At 71.6% G+C, this 14,756-nt stretch carries 15 protein-coding genes and 1 tRNA gene; 5 read left to right on the top strand and 11 right to left on the bottom strand.

Features of this window, described 5'->3' with window-relative positions; genetic code table 11:
* Positions 1-60: 60 nt before the first annotated feature.
* From AB0924_RS05990 to ehuB, 5 genes are all read right to left on the bottom strand, one after another.
* Positions 61-819: an IclR family transcriptional regulator C-terminal domain-containing protein gene (locus tag AB0924_RS05990; RefSeq protein WP_366910753.1), complete on the bottom strand. Its 759-nt coding sequence runs from the start codon at positions 817-819 to the stop codon at positions 61-63.
* A 206-nt stretch (positions 820-1,025) separates the two neighbouring features.
* Positions 1,026-1,802 (bottom strand): ectoine/hydroxyectoine ABC transporter ATP-binding protein EhuA, encoded by a 777-nt coding sequence (ehuA, locus tag AB0924_RS05985; RefSeq protein WP_358930548.1) that lies wholly within the window; start codon positions 1,800-1,802, stop codon positions 1,026-1,028.
* A gap of 10 nt (positions 1,803-1,812) precedes the next feature.
* On the bottom strand, positions 1,813-2,463 hold the full coding sequence (ehuD, locus tag AB0924_RS05980) for an ectoine/hydroxyectoine ABC transporter permease subunit EhuD (RefSeq protein ID WP_366910752.1): 651 nt from the start codon (positions 2,461-2,463) through the stop codon (positions 1,813-1,815).
* The gene (gene ehuC / locus AB0924_RS05975; RefSeq protein WP_358930552.1) at positions 2,460-3,179 is read right to left on the bottom strand and encodes an ectoine/hydroxyectoine ABC transporter permease subunit EhuC; all 720 of its coding nucleotides are present in this window, start codon (positions 3,177-3,179) and stop codon (positions 2,460-2,462) included. The genes ehuD and ehuC overlap by 4 nt, the downstream gene beginning before the upstream one ends.
* Positions 3,176-4,102 carry an ectoine/hydroxyectoine ABC transporter substrate-binding protein EhuB gene (ehuB, locus tag AB0924_RS05970; protein ID WP_366910751.1) on the bottom strand — a complete coding sequence of 309 codons (927 nt, stop codon included), beginning with the start codon at positions 4,100-4,102 and terminating at the stop codon, positions 3,176-3,178. The genes ehuC and ehuB overlap by 4 nt, the downstream gene beginning before the upstream one ends.
* Before the next feature lie 46 nt (positions 4,103-4,148).
* Between ehuB and AB0924_RS05965 the strand changes: the two genes are divergently transcribed.
* Positions 4,149-4,643 (top strand): DUF3830 family protein, encoded by a 495-nt coding sequence (locus AB0924_RS05965; RefSeq protein ID WP_358930557.1) that lies wholly within the window; start codon positions 4,149-4,151, stop codon positions 4,641-4,643.
* Here AB0924_RS05965 and AB0924_RS05960 read toward each other — a convergent pair.
* Entirely contained in the window at positions 4,630-6,012 is a 1,383-nt protein-coding gene (locus AB0924_RS05960) for an amidase (RefSeq protein ID WP_358930559.1), read from the bottom strand. The two genes, AB0924_RS05965 and AB0924_RS05960, sit on opposite strands and share 14 nt — an antisense overlap.
* A gap of 16 nt (positions 6,013-6,028) precedes the next feature.
* Positions 6,029-6,982 carry a D-2-hydroxyacid dehydrogenase gene (locus tag AB0924_RS05955; protein WP_358930561.1) on the bottom strand — a complete coding sequence of 318 codons (954 nt, stop codon included), beginning with the start codon at positions 6,980-6,982 and terminating at the stop codon, positions 6,029-6,031.
* 123 nt (positions 6,983-7,105) lie between these two features.
* Here AB0924_RS05955 and AB0924_RS05950 point away from each other — a divergent pair, with 123 nt between their 5' ends.
* The 3 genes from AB0924_RS05950 to AB0924_RS05940 all read left to right on the top strand — a co-directional run bounded on the left by AB0924_RS05950 (position 7,106) and on the right by AB0924_RS05940 (position 9,835).
* Positions 7,106-7,900 (top strand): decarboxylase, encoded by a 795-nt coding sequence (locus AB0924_RS05950; RefSeq protein WP_358930563.1) that lies wholly within the window; start codon positions 7,106-7,108, stop codon positions 7,898-7,900.
* A complete protein-coding gene (locus AB0924_RS05945) occupies positions 7,897-8,628 on the top strand; it encodes a decarboxylase (protein WP_358930565.1) in 732 nt (243 codons plus the stop codon). Before AB0924_RS05950 ends, AB0924_RS05945 begins: the two co-directional genes overlap by 4 nt.
* 118 nt (positions 8,629-8,746) lie before the next feature.
* The gene (locus AB0924_RS05940) at positions 8,747-9,835 is read left to right on the top strand and encodes an LLM class flavin-dependent oxidoreductase (protein ID WP_358930567.1); all 1,089 of its coding nucleotides are present in this window, start codon (positions 8,747-8,749) and stop codon (positions 9,833-9,835) included.
* Here the strand turns inward: AB0924_RS05940 and AB0924_RS05935 are convergent.
* The gene (locus AB0924_RS05935; RefSeq protein ID WP_366910750.1) at positions 9,814-11,628 is read right to left on the bottom strand and encodes a bifunctional diguanylate cyclase/phosphodiesterase; all 1,815 of its coding nucleotides are present in this window, start codon (positions 11,626-11,628) and stop codon (positions 9,814-9,816) included. The genes AB0924_RS05940 and AB0924_RS05935 overlap by 22 nt on opposite strands.
* Before the next feature lie 320 nt (positions 11,629-11,948).
* Between AB0924_RS05935 and AB0924_RS05930 the strand changes: the two genes are divergently transcribed.
* A complete protein-coding gene (locus AB0924_RS05930; protein ID WP_358930591.1) occupies positions 11,949-13,328 on the top strand; it encodes a M6 family metalloprotease domain-containing protein in 1,380 nt (459 codons plus the stop codon).
* Positions 13,329-13,397: 69 nt separating this feature from the next.
* Here the strand turns inward: AB0924_RS05930 and AB0924_RS05925 are convergent.
* From AB0924_RS05925 to AB0924_RS05915, 3 genes are all read right to left on the bottom strand, one after another.
* Positions 13,398-13,471: transfer RNA gene (locus AB0924_RS05925), tRNA-Lys, on the bottom strand.
* Entirely contained in the window at positions 13,462-14,034 is a 573-nt protein-coding gene (locus AB0924_RS05920) for a bifunctional DNA primase/polymerase (RefSeq protein WP_358930571.1), read from the bottom strand. The genes AB0924_RS05925 and AB0924_RS05920 overlap by 10 nt, the downstream gene beginning before the upstream one ends.
* A gap of 114 nt (positions 14,035-14,148) precedes the next feature.
* The gene (locus tag AB0924_RS05915) at positions 14,149-14,520 is read right to left on the bottom strand and encodes a hypothetical protein (RefSeq protein ID WP_358930574.1); all 372 of its coding nucleotides are present in this window, start codon (positions 14,518-14,520) and stop codon (positions 14,149-14,151) included.
* Positions 14,521-14,756: the final 236 nt, after the last annotated feature.

The following is a 14,756-nucleotide window of genomic DNA, read 5'->3' as shown; positions in this document are numbered from 1 at the left end:
CCGGCGACGAAGAAAATACTACCTGGTCCCCGAGGGTGCTCGTGACCACCCGGACAGGCCCTAGATCGCGAGGGACAGCAGCACCGGTGCCGCGTTCCGGTTGAGGGCGTCCGCGGCCTGCTTCAGGCGGTGCGAGTGCTCCACCGGGAGCGAGAGCGCCAGACAGCCGACCGTCGAACCCGCGGTGATCGGGACCGCGGCGCAGACCGTGCCGATCGCGTACTCCTGGAGGTCCAGGACCGGCACCGTCGGCGGCTGCGACTCCAGACGGGAGAGCAGCAGCCTGTCGCTGGTGATGGTGCGCGAGGTGAGCCGGGCCATCTTGTGCCGGGACAGATGGTCGCGGCGTGCGTTGTGGTCCAGCTGGGTCAGCAGGCTCTTGCCGACGGCGGTGGCGTGGGCGGAGAAGCGGAAGTCCACCCACTCGTTGACCGCGGGGGTGCCGGGGCCGGCGGCGTACTGGGTGACCGTGACCTCGCCGTCCACGTACCGGCTGATGTAGACGGCCGCGCCCACGGAGTCCCGCAGCCGGTCCAGGGTGCGCTGGAGCTTGTCGCGCAGGGCGCCCTCGCGCTCGTGCGCCGAGGTGAGGCGGCGCAGGGTCTCGCCGGTGACGTACGCCCCGTCCGTGACCTGCTCCACGTAGCCCTCGCGGCGCAGCATGCGCAGCAGGGCGGTCAGCCGCTCCGGGTCCAGGGCGGTGTGGTGGGACAGCTCGGCCTCGGTGACGCCGGCGGGGTGACGGGCCACGGTCTCCAGTACGCGCAGCGCGTCGTGGGCGGAGTGGTACGGAGCGGTCGGCTCGTTCATCAGCGCCACGGTGTCCCCCTGGCTCGCTCTGTGGCCGTGATTCCGGTCGGTCGGATCGATACCACGATAACGGGCAATGGCCCGTCCAGGAGGGGGTGTTGGCGAGATTGTGCCGCCCGCACGCCCCTCCCAACTGGGGCTCAGGCCCTCTGGCATATGCCAGGGTCATCGCCCAGCGCCAGGACCTCGGCTGTTGCCGTTTTCACGGTGGGTGGTCACAGCACCGCGCTGAGGAATTCCCGCGTGCGCTCCTGCTCCGGATCGCCGAAGATCTGCTCCGGCGGCCCCGCCTCGATCACCCGGCCGGCGTCGAACATGAGCACCTGGTCGGAGATGTCCCGGGCGAAGTTCATCTCGTGGGTCACACAGAGCATCGTGATGTCGGTGCTGCGGGCGATGTCCCTGAGCAGGTCGAGCACGCCCGCGACCAGCTCCGGGTCGAGGGCGGAGGTCACCTCGTCCAGCAGCAGCACCCGCGGCCGCATCGCCAGCGCCCGGGCGATCGCCACCCGCTGCTGCTGCCCGCCCGAGAGCATGGTCGGCCGCGCGTCGCACTTGTCGGCGAGCCCCACCAGCTCCAGCAGGTCCCGGGCGCGTGCCTCGGCCTCGTCCTTGGACATGCCGAGCACCTGTACCGGCGCCTCGGTGAGGTTGCGCAGCACGGTCATGTTCGGGAACAGGTTGAACTGCTGGAACACCATCCCGATCTTCTTGCGGGCCTCCCGGACCTGCTTCTCCGGGGCCGGGAACAGACGCTCCCCGTCCACGGTGATGGTGCCCTCGTCCGGCTTGGTGAGGGTCATCAGCAGCCGCAGGATCGTGGTCTTGCCGGACCCGGAGGGGCCGATCAGCGTCACGTGCTTGCCGGCGTCGACGGAGAAGTTCAGCCGGTCGAGCACGGTGTTCGTCCCGAACCGCTTGGTGACCTCCTCCAGCCGGATCAGCTCACCCCCGGCCGTGAGAGGGCCGGCGTTCGCGTCGGGTTCTTTCATCAGGGGAGTGTCAGCGGACAAGACGTCGCTCCAGGGCTCGCAGAAGAAGGGAGGCCAGGTAGGAAATGAGGATGAAGGCCACACCGATCACGGTGAGCGGCTCGGTGAACTGGAAGTGCTGCTGGGAGAAGAGCCGGGCCCGGCCGAGCATCTCCAGCACGGTGATCACCATGAGCATCGGCGTGTCCTTCAGCATGGAGATCGCGTAGTTGCCGAGCGCGGGGACCACCCGGCGGATCGCCTGCGGCAGGATCACCGCGGTCCAGGTGCGCCGCCGCGGCAGGTTCAGCGCCGTCGCCGCCTCCCACTGGCCGACGGGTACCGCCTCGATACCGGCCCGGTAGACCTGCATCGTGTACGTCGAGTAGTGCAGGCCGATCGCGAAGACGCCGGTGGCCAGCGCCGAGAAGGTCAGGCCCCACTCGGGCAGCACGTAGAACAGGAAGAACAGCTGGACCAGCAGCGGGGTGTTGCGCACGAACTCCGTGACCACCCCGACCGGCCAGCGCACCCACCGGGACGGCGAGCGCATCAGTAGCGTCCACACCAGGCCCAGGGTGAAGGACAGCAGCGAGCCGAGAGCCAGGGCCTGCAGGGTGACCAGCAGCCCGTGCCAGAAGTCCGGCATGAAGTCGCCGACGGCATTCCAGTCCCACTTCATGCGACACCCCCGCCGACACCGGTCGTCTGCGCCCGCTTCAGCTCACGCGCCGACGACTCCGTCCCCGGGTCCTTGCCGACCCCGGCCTTCAGCCGCTTCTCCAGTCCGCGCATCAGCCGGGTGAGCACGAAGGCGATCGCGAAGTAGATCAGCAGCACGTACGTGTAGATCTCCGCGCTCTGCTGCAACGCGAGCCGCACCAGGTTGGCGCTGAACGTCAGATCGCCCATGCCCATGACCGACACCAGCGCGGTGCCCTTGAGCAGCTCGATCAGCAGGTTGCAGAACGACGGGATCATCTCCGGCACCGCCTGCGGCAGGGTGATCAGGCGCAGCCGCTGCCAGGGCGTGAAGCTGAGCGCGATGCCGCCCTCCTTCTGCGCCGGGTCGACCGCGTTCAGCGCGCCGCGCACGATCTCCGAGCCGTACGCGCCGTACGTCAGCCCGAGCGCCAGCGTGCCCGCCCACATGGGTACGAGCTGCCAGCCGAAGGCGACAGGCAGCACGAAGAACACCCAGAAGATCATCACGAGGGCCGACGTACCGCGGAACACCTCGGTGTAGAAGCCGGCGAGGAAGCGCACGATCCACAGCCGGTGGGTGCGCGCGACGCCGACGACGAAGGACACCGCCGTGGCCAGCAGCGCGCTGAACACCAGTAGCTGGACGGTGGTCCATATGCCTTTCAGTACCAGATCCCAGAGCCCCGAGGTCATCCGCCGCACAGCTCCTTCGCGGTGAGGTCCGTCATCTCGGCCTCGGTGAAGCCGAAGGGCCGCAGGATGCGGAACAGCTCCCCGCTCCGCTTCAGCTTGCGCAGCTCGACGTTGAAGGCGTCGCGCAGTCTCGTCTCGGTCGGCCGGAACGCGAACGCGCCCCCGTCGACATGCGGCTTGCCCTTGACCAGCGGGGCGAACGGCTTGGTCGCCTCCGCCTTGCTCGACTTCTTCACGACCTCACGGGCGGTGAGCGCCGTACCGGCGAAGACGTCGACCCGCCCGGCCTCCACGGCGTTCAGCCCGGCCACCTGGTCCGGGACGATCAGGATGTCGCTCTCCTTGTAGCCCGCCTCCACCGCGTACGCGATCTCGGCGTACCCGGTGCCGGTGGCGAACCTGGCCTTCTTCTCCACCACGTCCCGATAGGAGTGCAACCCCTTCGGGTTCCCCTTACGGACGATGAACGAATCCAGCATCTGGTAGTCGGGGTCGGCGAAGATCACCTGCTCGCAGCGCTCGGGATTGACGTACATGCCGGCGGCGACGACGTCGAACTGCTGGGAGTTGAGACCGGGGATCAGCGAGCCGAACTCCGTCGGCACCGGCTGCACCCGGTCCACACCGAGCCGCTTGAAGACCGCCTTCGCCAACTCGGGCGCCTCACCGGTGAGATGACCGTCCCGGTCGATGTACCCGAAGGGGATCTCACCGGCGATCCCGAGCCGTACGACACCCTGCGCCCGCAGCCGGTCGAGCAGTTCGCCGCCCTTCTCGTCCGACGCCGAGGCCACTCGCGTGCAGCCCGTGGCGCCCAACGCGCCCACCGCGCCGATCGCCGCGACGCCCGCGAGCAGCGAGCGCCTGCTGTGTCTGTGCTTTGACCGGAATATGTGCGCGTCTTTCCCAAGTGGTGGAGCCATGGCGGCGCAGCTACCCAGACGCATCCGTCCTATGCACCCTTGGTTCATGGCCGAACGATTCGTCAGAGTCTCACTGGAACGACGGGACGTGCACTGCACCGCACGCCTGCTGGACGACCGCGCGCCCCTGACCTGCACGGCGGTGTGGGAGGCACTGCCGTTGGCGGGTGACGTCTACCACGCCAAGTACGCGCGCAACGAGATCTACGCCCTTTTCCCGCCCTTCGCCTCCACCGAACCCCCACTGGAGAACCCCACGGTCACCCCGATCCCCGGTGACCTGTGCTACTTCTCCTTCGCCGGTGCCGAACTGGGCACCCAGGCCTACGGCTACGACCGCGAGGTCCGCCCCGGCACCACCCTGGTCGACCTGGCCCTGTTCTACGAACGCAACAACCTGCTGCTCAACGGCGACGTGGGCTGGGTGCCCGGGATCGTCTGGGGCCAGGTGGTGGACGGCCTCGACCGGATGGCCGAGGCCTGCAACGACCTGTGGCGGACCGGGGCGGCGGGGGAGACGCTCAGCTTCAGCCGAGCGTGAGCCCCGCCCCGTACAGCGCGTGGGCCGCGCGCAGCACCAGATCGTCGCGGTGCCGCGCGGCCACGATCTGCAGGCCCACCGGCAGCCCGTCGTCGTCCGTGCCGACCGGCACGGTGGCGGCGGGCTGCTGGGTGAGGTTGAACGGGTAGGTGAACGGCGTCCAGCCGGTCCAGCGCCGCAGCCCCGAGCCCGGCGGCACCTCCCGGCCCGCCTCGAACGCCGTCAGCGGCATGGCCGGGGTGAGCAGCAGGTCGTACCGCTCGTGGAACAGGCCCATCCGCCGGCCAAGGTCCATGCGGACGTCCACCGCCGCCAGGTAGTCCTGCGCGCTCGCCCGCGCGCCCGGGACACAGATCTCCCGCAGGCCGGGATCGAGCAGCTCCCGCAGGTGCGGCGCCAGGTGCCCGGTGACCCGGGCCGCGCCGGCGAACCACAGGGTGTGGAACGCCTCCACCGGGTCGCTGAAGTCCGGGTCGGCCTCCTCGACGTACGCGCCGAGGTCCGCGAGCCCGGCCACCGCCTGCCGTACCGCCGCGGCGACCGCCGGCTGGACGGCCACCTGCCCGCCGAGGGTGGGCGAGTACGCCATCCGCAGCCCGTGCACCCCGCCGTCCAGCGCCGCCCGGAACGAACACGCCGGCGCGGGCAGCGCCGACCAGTCGCGCGGGTCGGGCACACCGATGACGTCCAGCATCAGCGCCGCGTCCGCCGCGTCCCGGGTCATCGGGCCGACGTGCGCGAGCGTGCCGAACGCGCTCGCCGGATACAGCGGCACCCTTCCGTACGTCGGCTTCAGCCCGAAGATCCCGCAGAACGCGGCCGGGATGCGGATGCTCCCGCCGCCGTCGGTGCCCAGCGACAGCGGGCCCGCGCCCAGCGCGACGGCCGCCGCGCTGCCGCCGCTGGAACCGCCCGCGGTGCGCGAGGGGGCGTGCGGATTACGGGTCACGCCGGACAGCGGGGAGTCCGTGACGCCCTTCCAGCCGTACTCGGGGGTCGTCGTCTTGCCGATGAACACCGCCCCGTGCTCGCGCAGCCGGGCCACCGAGGGCGCGTCCTCGTCCCAGCGCCCCCGCTCGGACACGGCCTTCGAGCCGCGCAGGGTCGGATGGCCGCGCAGCAGCAGGATGTCCTTCACCGTCACCGGCACCCCGTCCAGCAGCCCGGCCGGCTCACCGCGCCGCCAGCGCTCCTCCGACTCCCGGGCCCGCGCGTACGCCTCCTCCTCCAGGAGCCGGACGAACGCGTTCACCTCCGGCTGGATCCGCCGCGCCCGCTCCAGCGCCTGCCCGGTCGCCTCCACGGGCCCGAACTCGCCCTTGCGGTATCCGTCGAGGAGCTGTACGGCGGTCAGGTCGGTGAGCTGCATGGACCCTCCTGGTGGGTCAGTGACCGGGCACGTATCCGCGCTTCTTGTCGACCACGTTCGGCAGTGACCTGCCCGCCGCCCACCGCTCGTACAACTCCACGAACTGAGAGCCCAGTTCGTCCCGCCAGCCGACCGTGTCGCCGCTCATGTGCGGGGAGACGACCAGCCCCGGAAGCCCCCACAGCGGGCTGTCCCCGGGCAGCGGCTCGGCGGAGAACACGTCCAGCGCGGCGCCCGCGATCCAGCGCCTGCGCAGCGCCTCCGCGAGGGCGTCCTCGTCGACGAGCTGCCCGCGGCCGACGTTCACGAAGACCGCCGAGGGCTGCATCACGCCGAACCGGCGCGCGTCGAACATGCCGTACGTCTGCTCGGTCAGCGGTGCGGCGGCGATCACCCAGTCGGCGCGGGCGATCAGCCGGTCGAGGTCGCCGGGGCCGTGGACGCCGGTGCGCGGCACCCGGCCGACCAGGGCCGTGGTCACGTCCAGAGCCTTCAGGGTGCGCGCGATCGCCCGGCCGATCGGCCCCGAACCGACCACGCACGCGCGCGTACCCGCCACCCGGCGGGTCTCCCGGTGCCGCCAGGTCCGCTCCCGCTGCAGCTCCAGGGTGCGCGGCAGGTCCTTGGCGACCGCCAGCACCAGCGCGGCCACGTACTCGGCGATGGGCTGGTCGAAGATCCCGCGCGCGTTGGTCACCACGGTGCCGGACGCGGCCAGCTCCGGGCACATCAGATGGTCCACCCCGGCGCTCGCCGTGTGCACCCAAGCCGGCCGCGGCCCCTCGCCCGGCCAGGCCTCGCGCACCGCGTGCGAGGTGAAGTCCCACACCAGCAGCACGTCCGCGCCCGGCAGCCGGCCGGCCAGGCCGGCGGCGTCCGTGTGCTCGATCCGGGCGCGGCCGGTCAGCCGGCCGAGCCGGGGCGGCGGGTCGGCGTCCAGCACGAGGAGGGTGGGGAGAGTCGACGTCATACGGGGCGGCTCCGAGCGTCTGACATGCACGGATTGACCACGCTCGCACCCGAATCTACCTTCGTCAACACGGGCGTACGCACCGACGGTTGCCCTCGTCTCCCAGCGTGAGGCAGATGTGCCATGGACGTCTCCTTTCTCGGCGGTCCCCGCCCACAGCGCGGGGTCGGGGTAGTGGCCCCCTTCGACTTCGCGCTGGACCGCGAGCTGTGGCGCTGGGTGCCGGACGAGGTGTCGCTGCACCTGACCCGGACCCCGTTCGTGCCGGTCGAGGTGAGCCTGGACCTCGCCCGGCTGGTCAGCGAGCACCAGACCCTCGGCGAGGCGGTCCGCGCGCTGAACGCCGTCGCCCCCGAGGTCGTGGCCTACGCCTGCACCTCGGGCAGCTTCGTCGGCGGCAGGTCGGGGGAGCGGGCGATGTGCGCGGCGATGAGCCGGTCCGGCGAGCTGCCCTCGGTGACGACCTCCGGGGCGCTCCTGGAGGCGCTCGGCGAGCTGGGGATACGGCGGGTCGCGCTGGTCACCCCGTACACGGTGTCCGTCACCCGGGCCCTGGAGACGTTCGTCGCCGAGGCCGGCGTGCGGGTCACCGGCTGCGCCTTCATGGGGCTGACCCGGCACATCTGGCGGGTGCCGTACCGGGACGTGGTCGCGATGGCCCGACGCGCGGTCCGCCCCGGCTCGGCCGACGCGCTGTTCATCTCCTGCACCAACCTCCCGACGTACGACGTCATCCCCCAGCTGGAGGCCGAACTCCGCATCCCCGTGCTCTCGGCCAACCAGGTCACGATGTGGGCGGCGCTGCGCCGATTGGGTACCCGAGCCGTGGGGCCCTATCAGGCGCTGCTCGACGAGGCGGCGCGTGACTGGCCCGCACTGCCGGAAGAGACACAGGAACACGGAGAAGGGCTGACATGACAGCACTCGGATTCCTCTACCCGGGCCACTCCGGGGAGGACGACTACCCGCGCACCGAGCAGCTCCTGGGCAGCGACATCCGGGTGGACCTGGTGCACACGGACATCGGGGAGGACGCCCACCGCGTCGACGCGCTGCGTGAGATGGGTTCGCCCGAGCGGCTCGCCGACGGCATGGAGCGGCTCCGGCTGACCGGCGTCGAGACGGTGGTGTGGGCGTGCACCAGCGGCAGCTTCGTGCACGGCTGGGACGGTGCCCAGGACCAGGTGCGGTCGCTGGCGCTGATGGCCGGAATGCCCGCCTCCTCGACATCCTTCGCCTTCGTGCACGCGGCCCGCGAGATCGGCGTGCGGAGGGTGGCCGTGGGCGCCACCTACCCGGAGGAGGTGGCCGCGCTGTTCACGGACTTCCTGGGGGCCGGCGGACTGGAGGTGGTCGCGTCCAGGTCGTCCGGGATCATCACGGCCGCCGAGGTCGGCACCTGGGGCGAGGAGGAGGTGCTGACGCTGGCCCGGGCCGCGGACGTCGCCGACGCCCAGGCCGTGCTGCTGCCGGACACCGCGCTGCGCACGGTCGCCCACCTCGGCCTGCTGGAGAAGGCCCTGTCGAAGCCGGTGCTCACCGCCAACCAGGTGACCGTGTGGGAGGCGCTGCGGCTCGCCGACCGGCGGGTGAACGCCCCCGAGCTGGGCTCCCTGTTCACTCGCGAGCCGATCGTCCAGGCCTGACCGGGGACGGGGAGGGCGGGGAGGGACGGGGGCGGGGAACGGGATCCGGAATAAACGGGGACAGCCTCCTGTTGTCCCACGCTGGACAGCTCACGGCCAGAAACAGGAGGCACACACCGTGTCGGCAGACGAGATCCGGGGCACGACGCACGGCACCGCCCCCGTCCCCCTCTCCGTACTGGACCTGGTGACCGTGGGCGCCGGCAGCACCGCCACCGAGGCGCTGCGCACCAGCGTGGAGCTGTCCCGGTTCGCGGAGTCCCGTGGCTTCCACCGGTACTGGGTGGCGGAGCACCACTCCATGCCCGGCGTCGCCTCCTCCTCGCCCGCGGTGATCCTCGCCCACCTCGCCGCCCACACCGACCGCATCCGGCTCGGCTCGGGCGGCGTCATGCTGCCCAACCACGCGCCCCTGGTGATCGCCGAGCAGTTCGGCACGCTGGAGGCGATGGCCCCCGGGCGGATCGACCTGGGCCTCGGCCGCGCCCCCGGCACGGACGGCGCCACCGCCGCCGCGCTGCGCCGCACCGACGGCCTGAACGAGGGCGCCGACGACTTCCCGCAGCAGCTCGCCGAGCTCATCCGCTTCCTGGACGACGACTTCCCCGACGGGCACCCCTACCGGCGCATCCACGCGATCCCCGGCCCCGTCCAGGGCAGCACCCCCGGCGGCGTGCAGTCCGCGCACCGCCCGCCCGTCTGGCTGCTCGGCTCCTCCGGCTTCAGCGCCCGCCTCGCCGGGATGCTCGGACTGCCCTTCGCCTTCGCGCACCACTTCTCCGCGCAGAACACCATCCCGGCGCTCGACCTCTACCGGCAGACCTTCCGGCCCTCGGAGCTCCTCGACCGGCCGTACGCCCTCATCGGCGTCTCCGCGCTGGCCGCCGACGACGAGCGGGAGGCCCGCCGGCAGGTACGCGCGACCGCGCTGAACATGATCCGGCTGCGCACCGGCCGGCCCGGTCTCTTCCCCGACCCCGACGAGGCCGAGAAGTACGAGTTCAGCCCGATGGAGGAGGACTTCGTGGCTTCCTGGGGCGGCAACATCGTGCACGGCACGGCCGACGAGGTCCGCACCGGCCTCGACGACCTGCACAAGCGCACCGGCGCCGACGAACTGATGCTCACCAGCCACGCCCACCGCGGCGAACTGCGGCTGCGCTCCTACGAACTGATCGCCGACGCCTACGGTTTGCCCACCGCGTAGTCCTGCGTCCCCAGCAGCTCGGAGATACGGTCCGGCGGCACCGGCCGGGAGTACAGCCAGCCCTGCCCGGTGTCGCAGCCGATCCGGCGCAGCCGGGTGGCCTGCGCCGAGGTCTCCACGCACTCGGCGGTGACGGTCAGGCCGAGCCGGTGGGCGAGCTGGATCATCGCCTCCACGATCACCTCGTCGGCCGGGTTGGGCGGCACCTGCGACCCCCCCTTCGCCGCCTCCTCGTACTGGAAGCCGCGCACGAAGGAGCCGTCCAGCTTCAGCACCTTCACCGGCAGCCGGCTCAGATACGCCAGGTTCGAGTAGCCGGTGCCGAAGTCGTCGATGGCGATGCGTACGCCCATGTCGCTGAGCGCCTGCAGGGCCTGCAGCGGCCGGCCGGCCGAGCCCATCACGGCCGACTCGGTCAGCTCGAGCTGGAGCAGATGCGGGTCGAGCCCGGTCTCGGCGAGGGTCTGTGCCACGTCCGCCACCAGGTCGGAGTCCCACACCTGGCGCACGGCCACGTTCACGCTGACGAAGATCGGCGGCTCGTCGGGGTGGTCGAGCTGCCAGCGGCGGGCCTGCCGGCAGGCGGTGGCCAGCGCCCAGCGGCCGAGCTGCACGATCGAACCGTCCTCCTCGGCCAGTGCGATGAACCGATTCGGCGTCAGCGTGCCGAACTGGGGGTGGTGCCAGCGGACCAACGCCTCGACGCCGCTGAGCCGTCCGTCCTCCATGCCCACCAACGGCTGGTACTCCAGGGCGAATTCACCGCGCTCGATGGCCGGGCGCAGGGTGGAGGAGAGGGCCTGGCGGGTCATGCGGTGTGCGTTGCGCTCGGGGTCGAACAGGGTCCAGCGGCCCTTGCCGTCCGCCTTCGCCCAGTACAGCGTCGTGTCGGCCGCCTGCATCAGACCGGTCGCGGTCGTGCCGGCCGCGTGCCGCTCGACGACGCCGATGGAGGCGGTCAGCGACAGCCGCTGTCCGGCCAGGTCGAACGGCTCCTCCAGGGCCTTCAGCGCGGACTCGGCGAGGTCGGCGACCTGCTCGGTGCCGGTGGAGTCCTCGACCAGCAGGGCGAATTCGTCCCCGCCGAGCCGCGCCACCAGCGGGGTGCCGGCGCGGGCGTAGCCGGCCTCGTCGGCGACCCGGGTCAGGCGTTCGGCGACCGCCGCGAGCAGCCGGTCGCCGACCCGGTGGCCGAGGGTGTCGTTGACGGCCTTGAAGCCGTCGATGTCCAGGTAGCACAGGCCGATCCGGCCGGTGCCGCTGTGCTCGTAGGCCTCCGCCTCCAGCGCGGCCGTCAGGCGCTCGAAGAACAGGGTGCGGTTGGGCAGCCGGGTCACCGGGTCGTGCATCTGCAAGTGCCGCAGCCGGGACTGGAGTTCACGGCGGGCGCTGATGTCGGTGGCCGAGACCAGTACCCCCGGTCCGCCGTCCGCCAGCGGGGTAACGGTGACCTGCACCCACACCGAGTGCCCCTCGGGGTGCTTGATCCGGCGGGTGCAGCGCAGCTTCGCCTGCCGGCCGCGCAAAACCTCGCGGTAGGCGTGCCAGGTGCGGGTGTCCGAGGCCAGGTCCACCAGATCGGCGGCGGCCCGCCCGGTCAGCGTCCCCGGGTCGGCGCCGAGGAGTTCGCCGAAGGCGGCGTTGGCGCCGACGACCAGGCCCTCGGGGTCGACGACGGCCATGGACAGCGGGGCGGCCGCGAAGACACGGTGGTAGATGGTGTGATCACTGTCTGTGACGGCTGACCGGTCGAGGTCTGCCGCGGGCGTCGGCCCTTCGGACGTTCCGCTCACCGCTCGCTCCCGCAGTGCACTCGATCTCGGTCCGTGCCGGAAAGTGTGCCGATCATAGAGGCTGACCCCTGGGGCTTCCAGCCACTTGTCAGTGTCCCGGACAGACCACAGGTTCCGACAGATCGTTTCTGCCCGCACCTGGACGGGTTCTTTGGGTCCCCGACCAGTTGTGACGTTCCGTGAGTGTTTCGGGGTGTCGGCCGCCGGTGCGCGCGCCGCGCAAACGGGCGCACTCACCCTTCTGGTTCAGGCAAACAGGACGAATCGCCAGAAACTCCCACACTCTGGATGCGGTGTCCCGCGAACCGCCTCCGGAGGTCATTTCCGTGCCCAAGCTGCGCAGCACCGCCGCCGTGGCCACCACGATGTCGGCGCTCGCCGCCACCTCGATCCTCACCGGCCCGTCGGTCGCCGAGCCCTTCTCGACGGCCCCCTGCGCACTGCACCGGACCGAGGCCCACCACTCGGAGGGCCTGGACACCTGGAACAGCGCCTACCCCCGGCCGGCCGGGACGCTCGACGCCGTCATGATCTTCCTGTCCTTCCCGGACGCCCACCCGGACACCACGCCCGAGGAACTGGCCGCCGACCACTTCCCCGCCACCAGCCGCTTCTACGAACAGGCCTCCTACGGCAGGTTCACCCTGCGCCCGCACCCGCTGAAGCACTGGCTGCGCATGCCGCGGCCGTCGACCGCGTACGCCATAAGGCGTGACTGGAGTGCCGCCGACCGGGCCGCCTACCTGCGCGACGCCTTCGCCGCGGCCGACGGGGAGGTGGACTTCTCCCGTTACGACGTGATCTATCTCGTCGCCGATCCGGACGCGCCCGGTGTCGACTCGGACGCGACGAAGGTGGTCAACCTCCAGACCCCGATGCGGCTCGACGGCACCGATGTCCGCCGGGTCGTCACCGTGTTCGAGAAGCATCCGCCGGACCGCCTGGTACTGGCCCATGAGACCGGGCACGCCTTCGACCTGCCCGACCTCTACCACCGCCCGGTCGACGGCAAGGGCGACTGGGACACCTATGTCGGCGACTGGGACCTTATGGGCAGCCAGTTCGGTCTCGCCCCGGATCTGTTCGCCTGGCACAAGTGGAAGCTGGGCTGGCTGGACCCGCGCCAGGTGGCGTGCGTACGGGGCACGGGCCCGACCCGGCTGACCCTGGAGCCGCTGGCCGCCGGGCCCGGGACGAGTGGGTCCGGGGGGAGTGAGTCCGGGGCCGGCGCGCCGGACGCCGAGGACGCCGAGGACGTCACGGAGGTCACCGACGTCACCGACGCCACGGGCGCTACGCGTGCCACGGGTACCACTGGCGACACGGGCACCGCGGGCGCCCCGGCGTTCGGTCTCGGCCACGGCACCAAGCTGGCGGTGGTGCGCACCGGCCCGGACAGCGTGCTCGCGTTCGAGGCGCGCGGCCCGGCCGGGAACGACCGCGCGGCCTGCCGGCAGGGGGTTCTGGTGTACCGCGTGCGCAGCGGTGAGGCGTCCGGCGGCGGGCCGGTCGAGGTGGTGGACGCCCATCCCGGCACCGAGGCCTGCTGGGAGAACTCGGTCTACCCGCCCCTGGCCGACGCCCCCGTCGCCCTGGGCGAGAGCTTCACGGTGCCGGGCGAGGGGGTGAAGGTCGAGGTGCAGGAGCGGACCGCGTCGGGGGCCTGGACGGTGAGGATCACACCGGGGCTGGTCGGCTGACTGCTCCGCGCAAACAGAGATGGCGAGGGGGTTCGCGCTTCACGCGAACACTCCTCGCCATCGTCATAGTGCGCCGCCAGGGACTCGAACCCCGGACCCGCTGATTAAGAGTCAGCTGCTCTAACCAACTGAGCTAGCGGCGCCTGCTGACGTCGTAGACATTAGCATCATGGTTGGCGGGAGGAAAAATCGATATCCGCACCGCCGCGCGGGCCGCTCGTACCGCCGCCCAGAGGACCACCTCGGGGCCCGGCAGCCAGGGGGCACGGGTGTCCGGCGCCACCAGCCAACGGGAGCCGCCGGAGGCCGGGTCGCCGCCGGTCAGGGCCGGGACGGTCACCGCGTCCCCGGTGCCGTGACAGAGCAGCGGCGGCACCGCCGCGGTGCGGTTGGATCCCCACTCCTCCCAGGTCAGCAGTGAGGGCAGCCGCTGGGCCGAACCGGGTGCGGTGAAGAGCAGCATGCGGCCCCGGAACACCGCCACCGGTCCGGAACCCGGCCCCTCGTCCCACAGCCGGTCCAGCATCCGGCGCCCGAAGATCGCCGGGGCGCTCACCACGTCGAACACGGTGCCGCAGGGCAGCACCAGTGGGGCGTCCGGCCGCTCACGCCAGAGGGCGAGCGTGCTGCGCGGGTACGTTCCCGCCGAGGCGAGCCAGGAGGCTCCGTCGGCCGTGGCACAAGTGACGTTCGGCGTGCTGCTCATGCCAACAAGATTTACCCGCCGTGAGTGCGCGGTTCTCCTGAGTTGCGGAAATCCGGGACGGGAGTGGGTGAAGGAGAGTATCTTGCCCGCCTGGCATATGCCGGACGGGATTGGTCAGATCGGGTCGACGGGCGACCGGCCCTCGGCGTCAGCGCCGCGCATCAGGTCCCGGCCGAACTCGACCATCTTCTTGGCGTAGTCCTCGGTCCACTCCGCGCGTCCGGCGATGTCCGCCGGCGTGAGCCGGTCGAACCGGCGCGGATCGGCGAGCTGGGCCGCCGCGACGGCCTGGAACTCCACGGCCCGGTCGGCCGCCGCACGGAACGCCTGGGTCAGCTCCGTCGCCCGCGCCAGCAGTTCCTGCGGGTCCTCGATCGACTCCAGGTCGAAGAAGTGCTCGGGATCGGTGGCCGCTTCCGCGGGCTCGAAGAGCAGGGGCGCGGGGCGTAGCCGCGGTTCGTTCCTGCGCGGCGTGGGCTCCGCCATGTCTCGTCTCCTCCGTACGGTCGGTTCGCTGGGCACCGCCTTCGCGCGGCCCACCGTCCATTGTCCCGCGCCCCCGCAAGAGGCCCTCGGGAACGATCCTCAGGGGCGCCACTCCACCCCGGTGTTCGGCCGGATGGGCCGGGGTGCGGTCATGGGCGCCACTCCACCCGGTGTTCGGCCAGGTGGGCCAGTACCGCGTGGTTCGCCTCCCAGCCGTCCGGGCTGTGTTCACCGGC

Origin of the sequence: Streptomyces sp. NPDC047869 (assembly GCF_040704065.1) — a bacterium.
GTDB lineage: Bacteria > Actinomycetota > Actinomycetes > Streptomycetales > Streptomycetaceae > Streptomyces.
The sequence above is the reverse complement of the archived record's forward strand: the minus strand, read 5'-3'. Positions and strand labels throughout refer to the sequence as shown.

Coding starts and splice junctions, on each gene's coding strand:
- AB0924_RS05920 (WP_358930571.1), bottom strand. CDS start 14,034: ATGAGCAGCACGCCGAACGTCACTTGTGCCACGGCCGACGGAGCCTCC.
- ehuB (WP_366910751.1), bottom strand. CDS start 4,102: ATGGCTCCACCACTTGGGAAAGACGCGCACATATTCCGGTCAAAGCAC.
- AB0924_RS05945 (WP_358930565.1), top strand. CDS start 7,897: ATGACAGCACTCGGATTCCTCTACCCGGGCCACTCCGGGGAGGACGAC.
- ehuC (WP_358930552.1), bottom strand. CDS start 3,179: ATGACCTCGGGGCTCTGGGATCTGGTACTGAAAGGCATATGGACCACC.
- ehuD (WP_366910752.1), bottom strand. CDS start 2,463: ATGAAGTGGGACTGGAATGCCGTCGGCGACTTCATGCCGGACTTCTGG.
- ehuA (WP_358930548.1), bottom strand. CDS start 1,802: ATGAAAGAACCCGACGCGAACGCCGGCCCTCTCACGGCCGGGGGTGAG.
- AB0924_RS05950 (WP_358930563.1), top strand. CDS start 7,106: ATGGACGTCTCCTTTCTCGGCGGTCCCCGCCCACAGCGCGGGGTCGGG.
- AB0924_RS05960 (WP_358930559.1), bottom strand. CDS start 6,012: ATGCAGCTCACCGACCTGACCGCCGTACAGCTCCTCGACGGATACCGC.
- AB0924_RS05965 (WP_358930557.1), top strand. CDS start 4,149: ATGGCCGAACGATTCGTCAGAGTCTCACTGGAACGACGGGACGTGCAC.
- AB0924_RS05915 (WP_358930574.1), bottom strand. CDS start 14,520: ATGGCGGAGCCCACGCCGCGCAGGAACGAACCGCGGCTACGCCCCGCG.
- AB0924_RS05955 (WP_358930561.1), bottom strand. CDS start 6,982: ATGACGTCGACTCTCCCCACCCTCCTCGTGCTGGACGCCGACCCGCCG.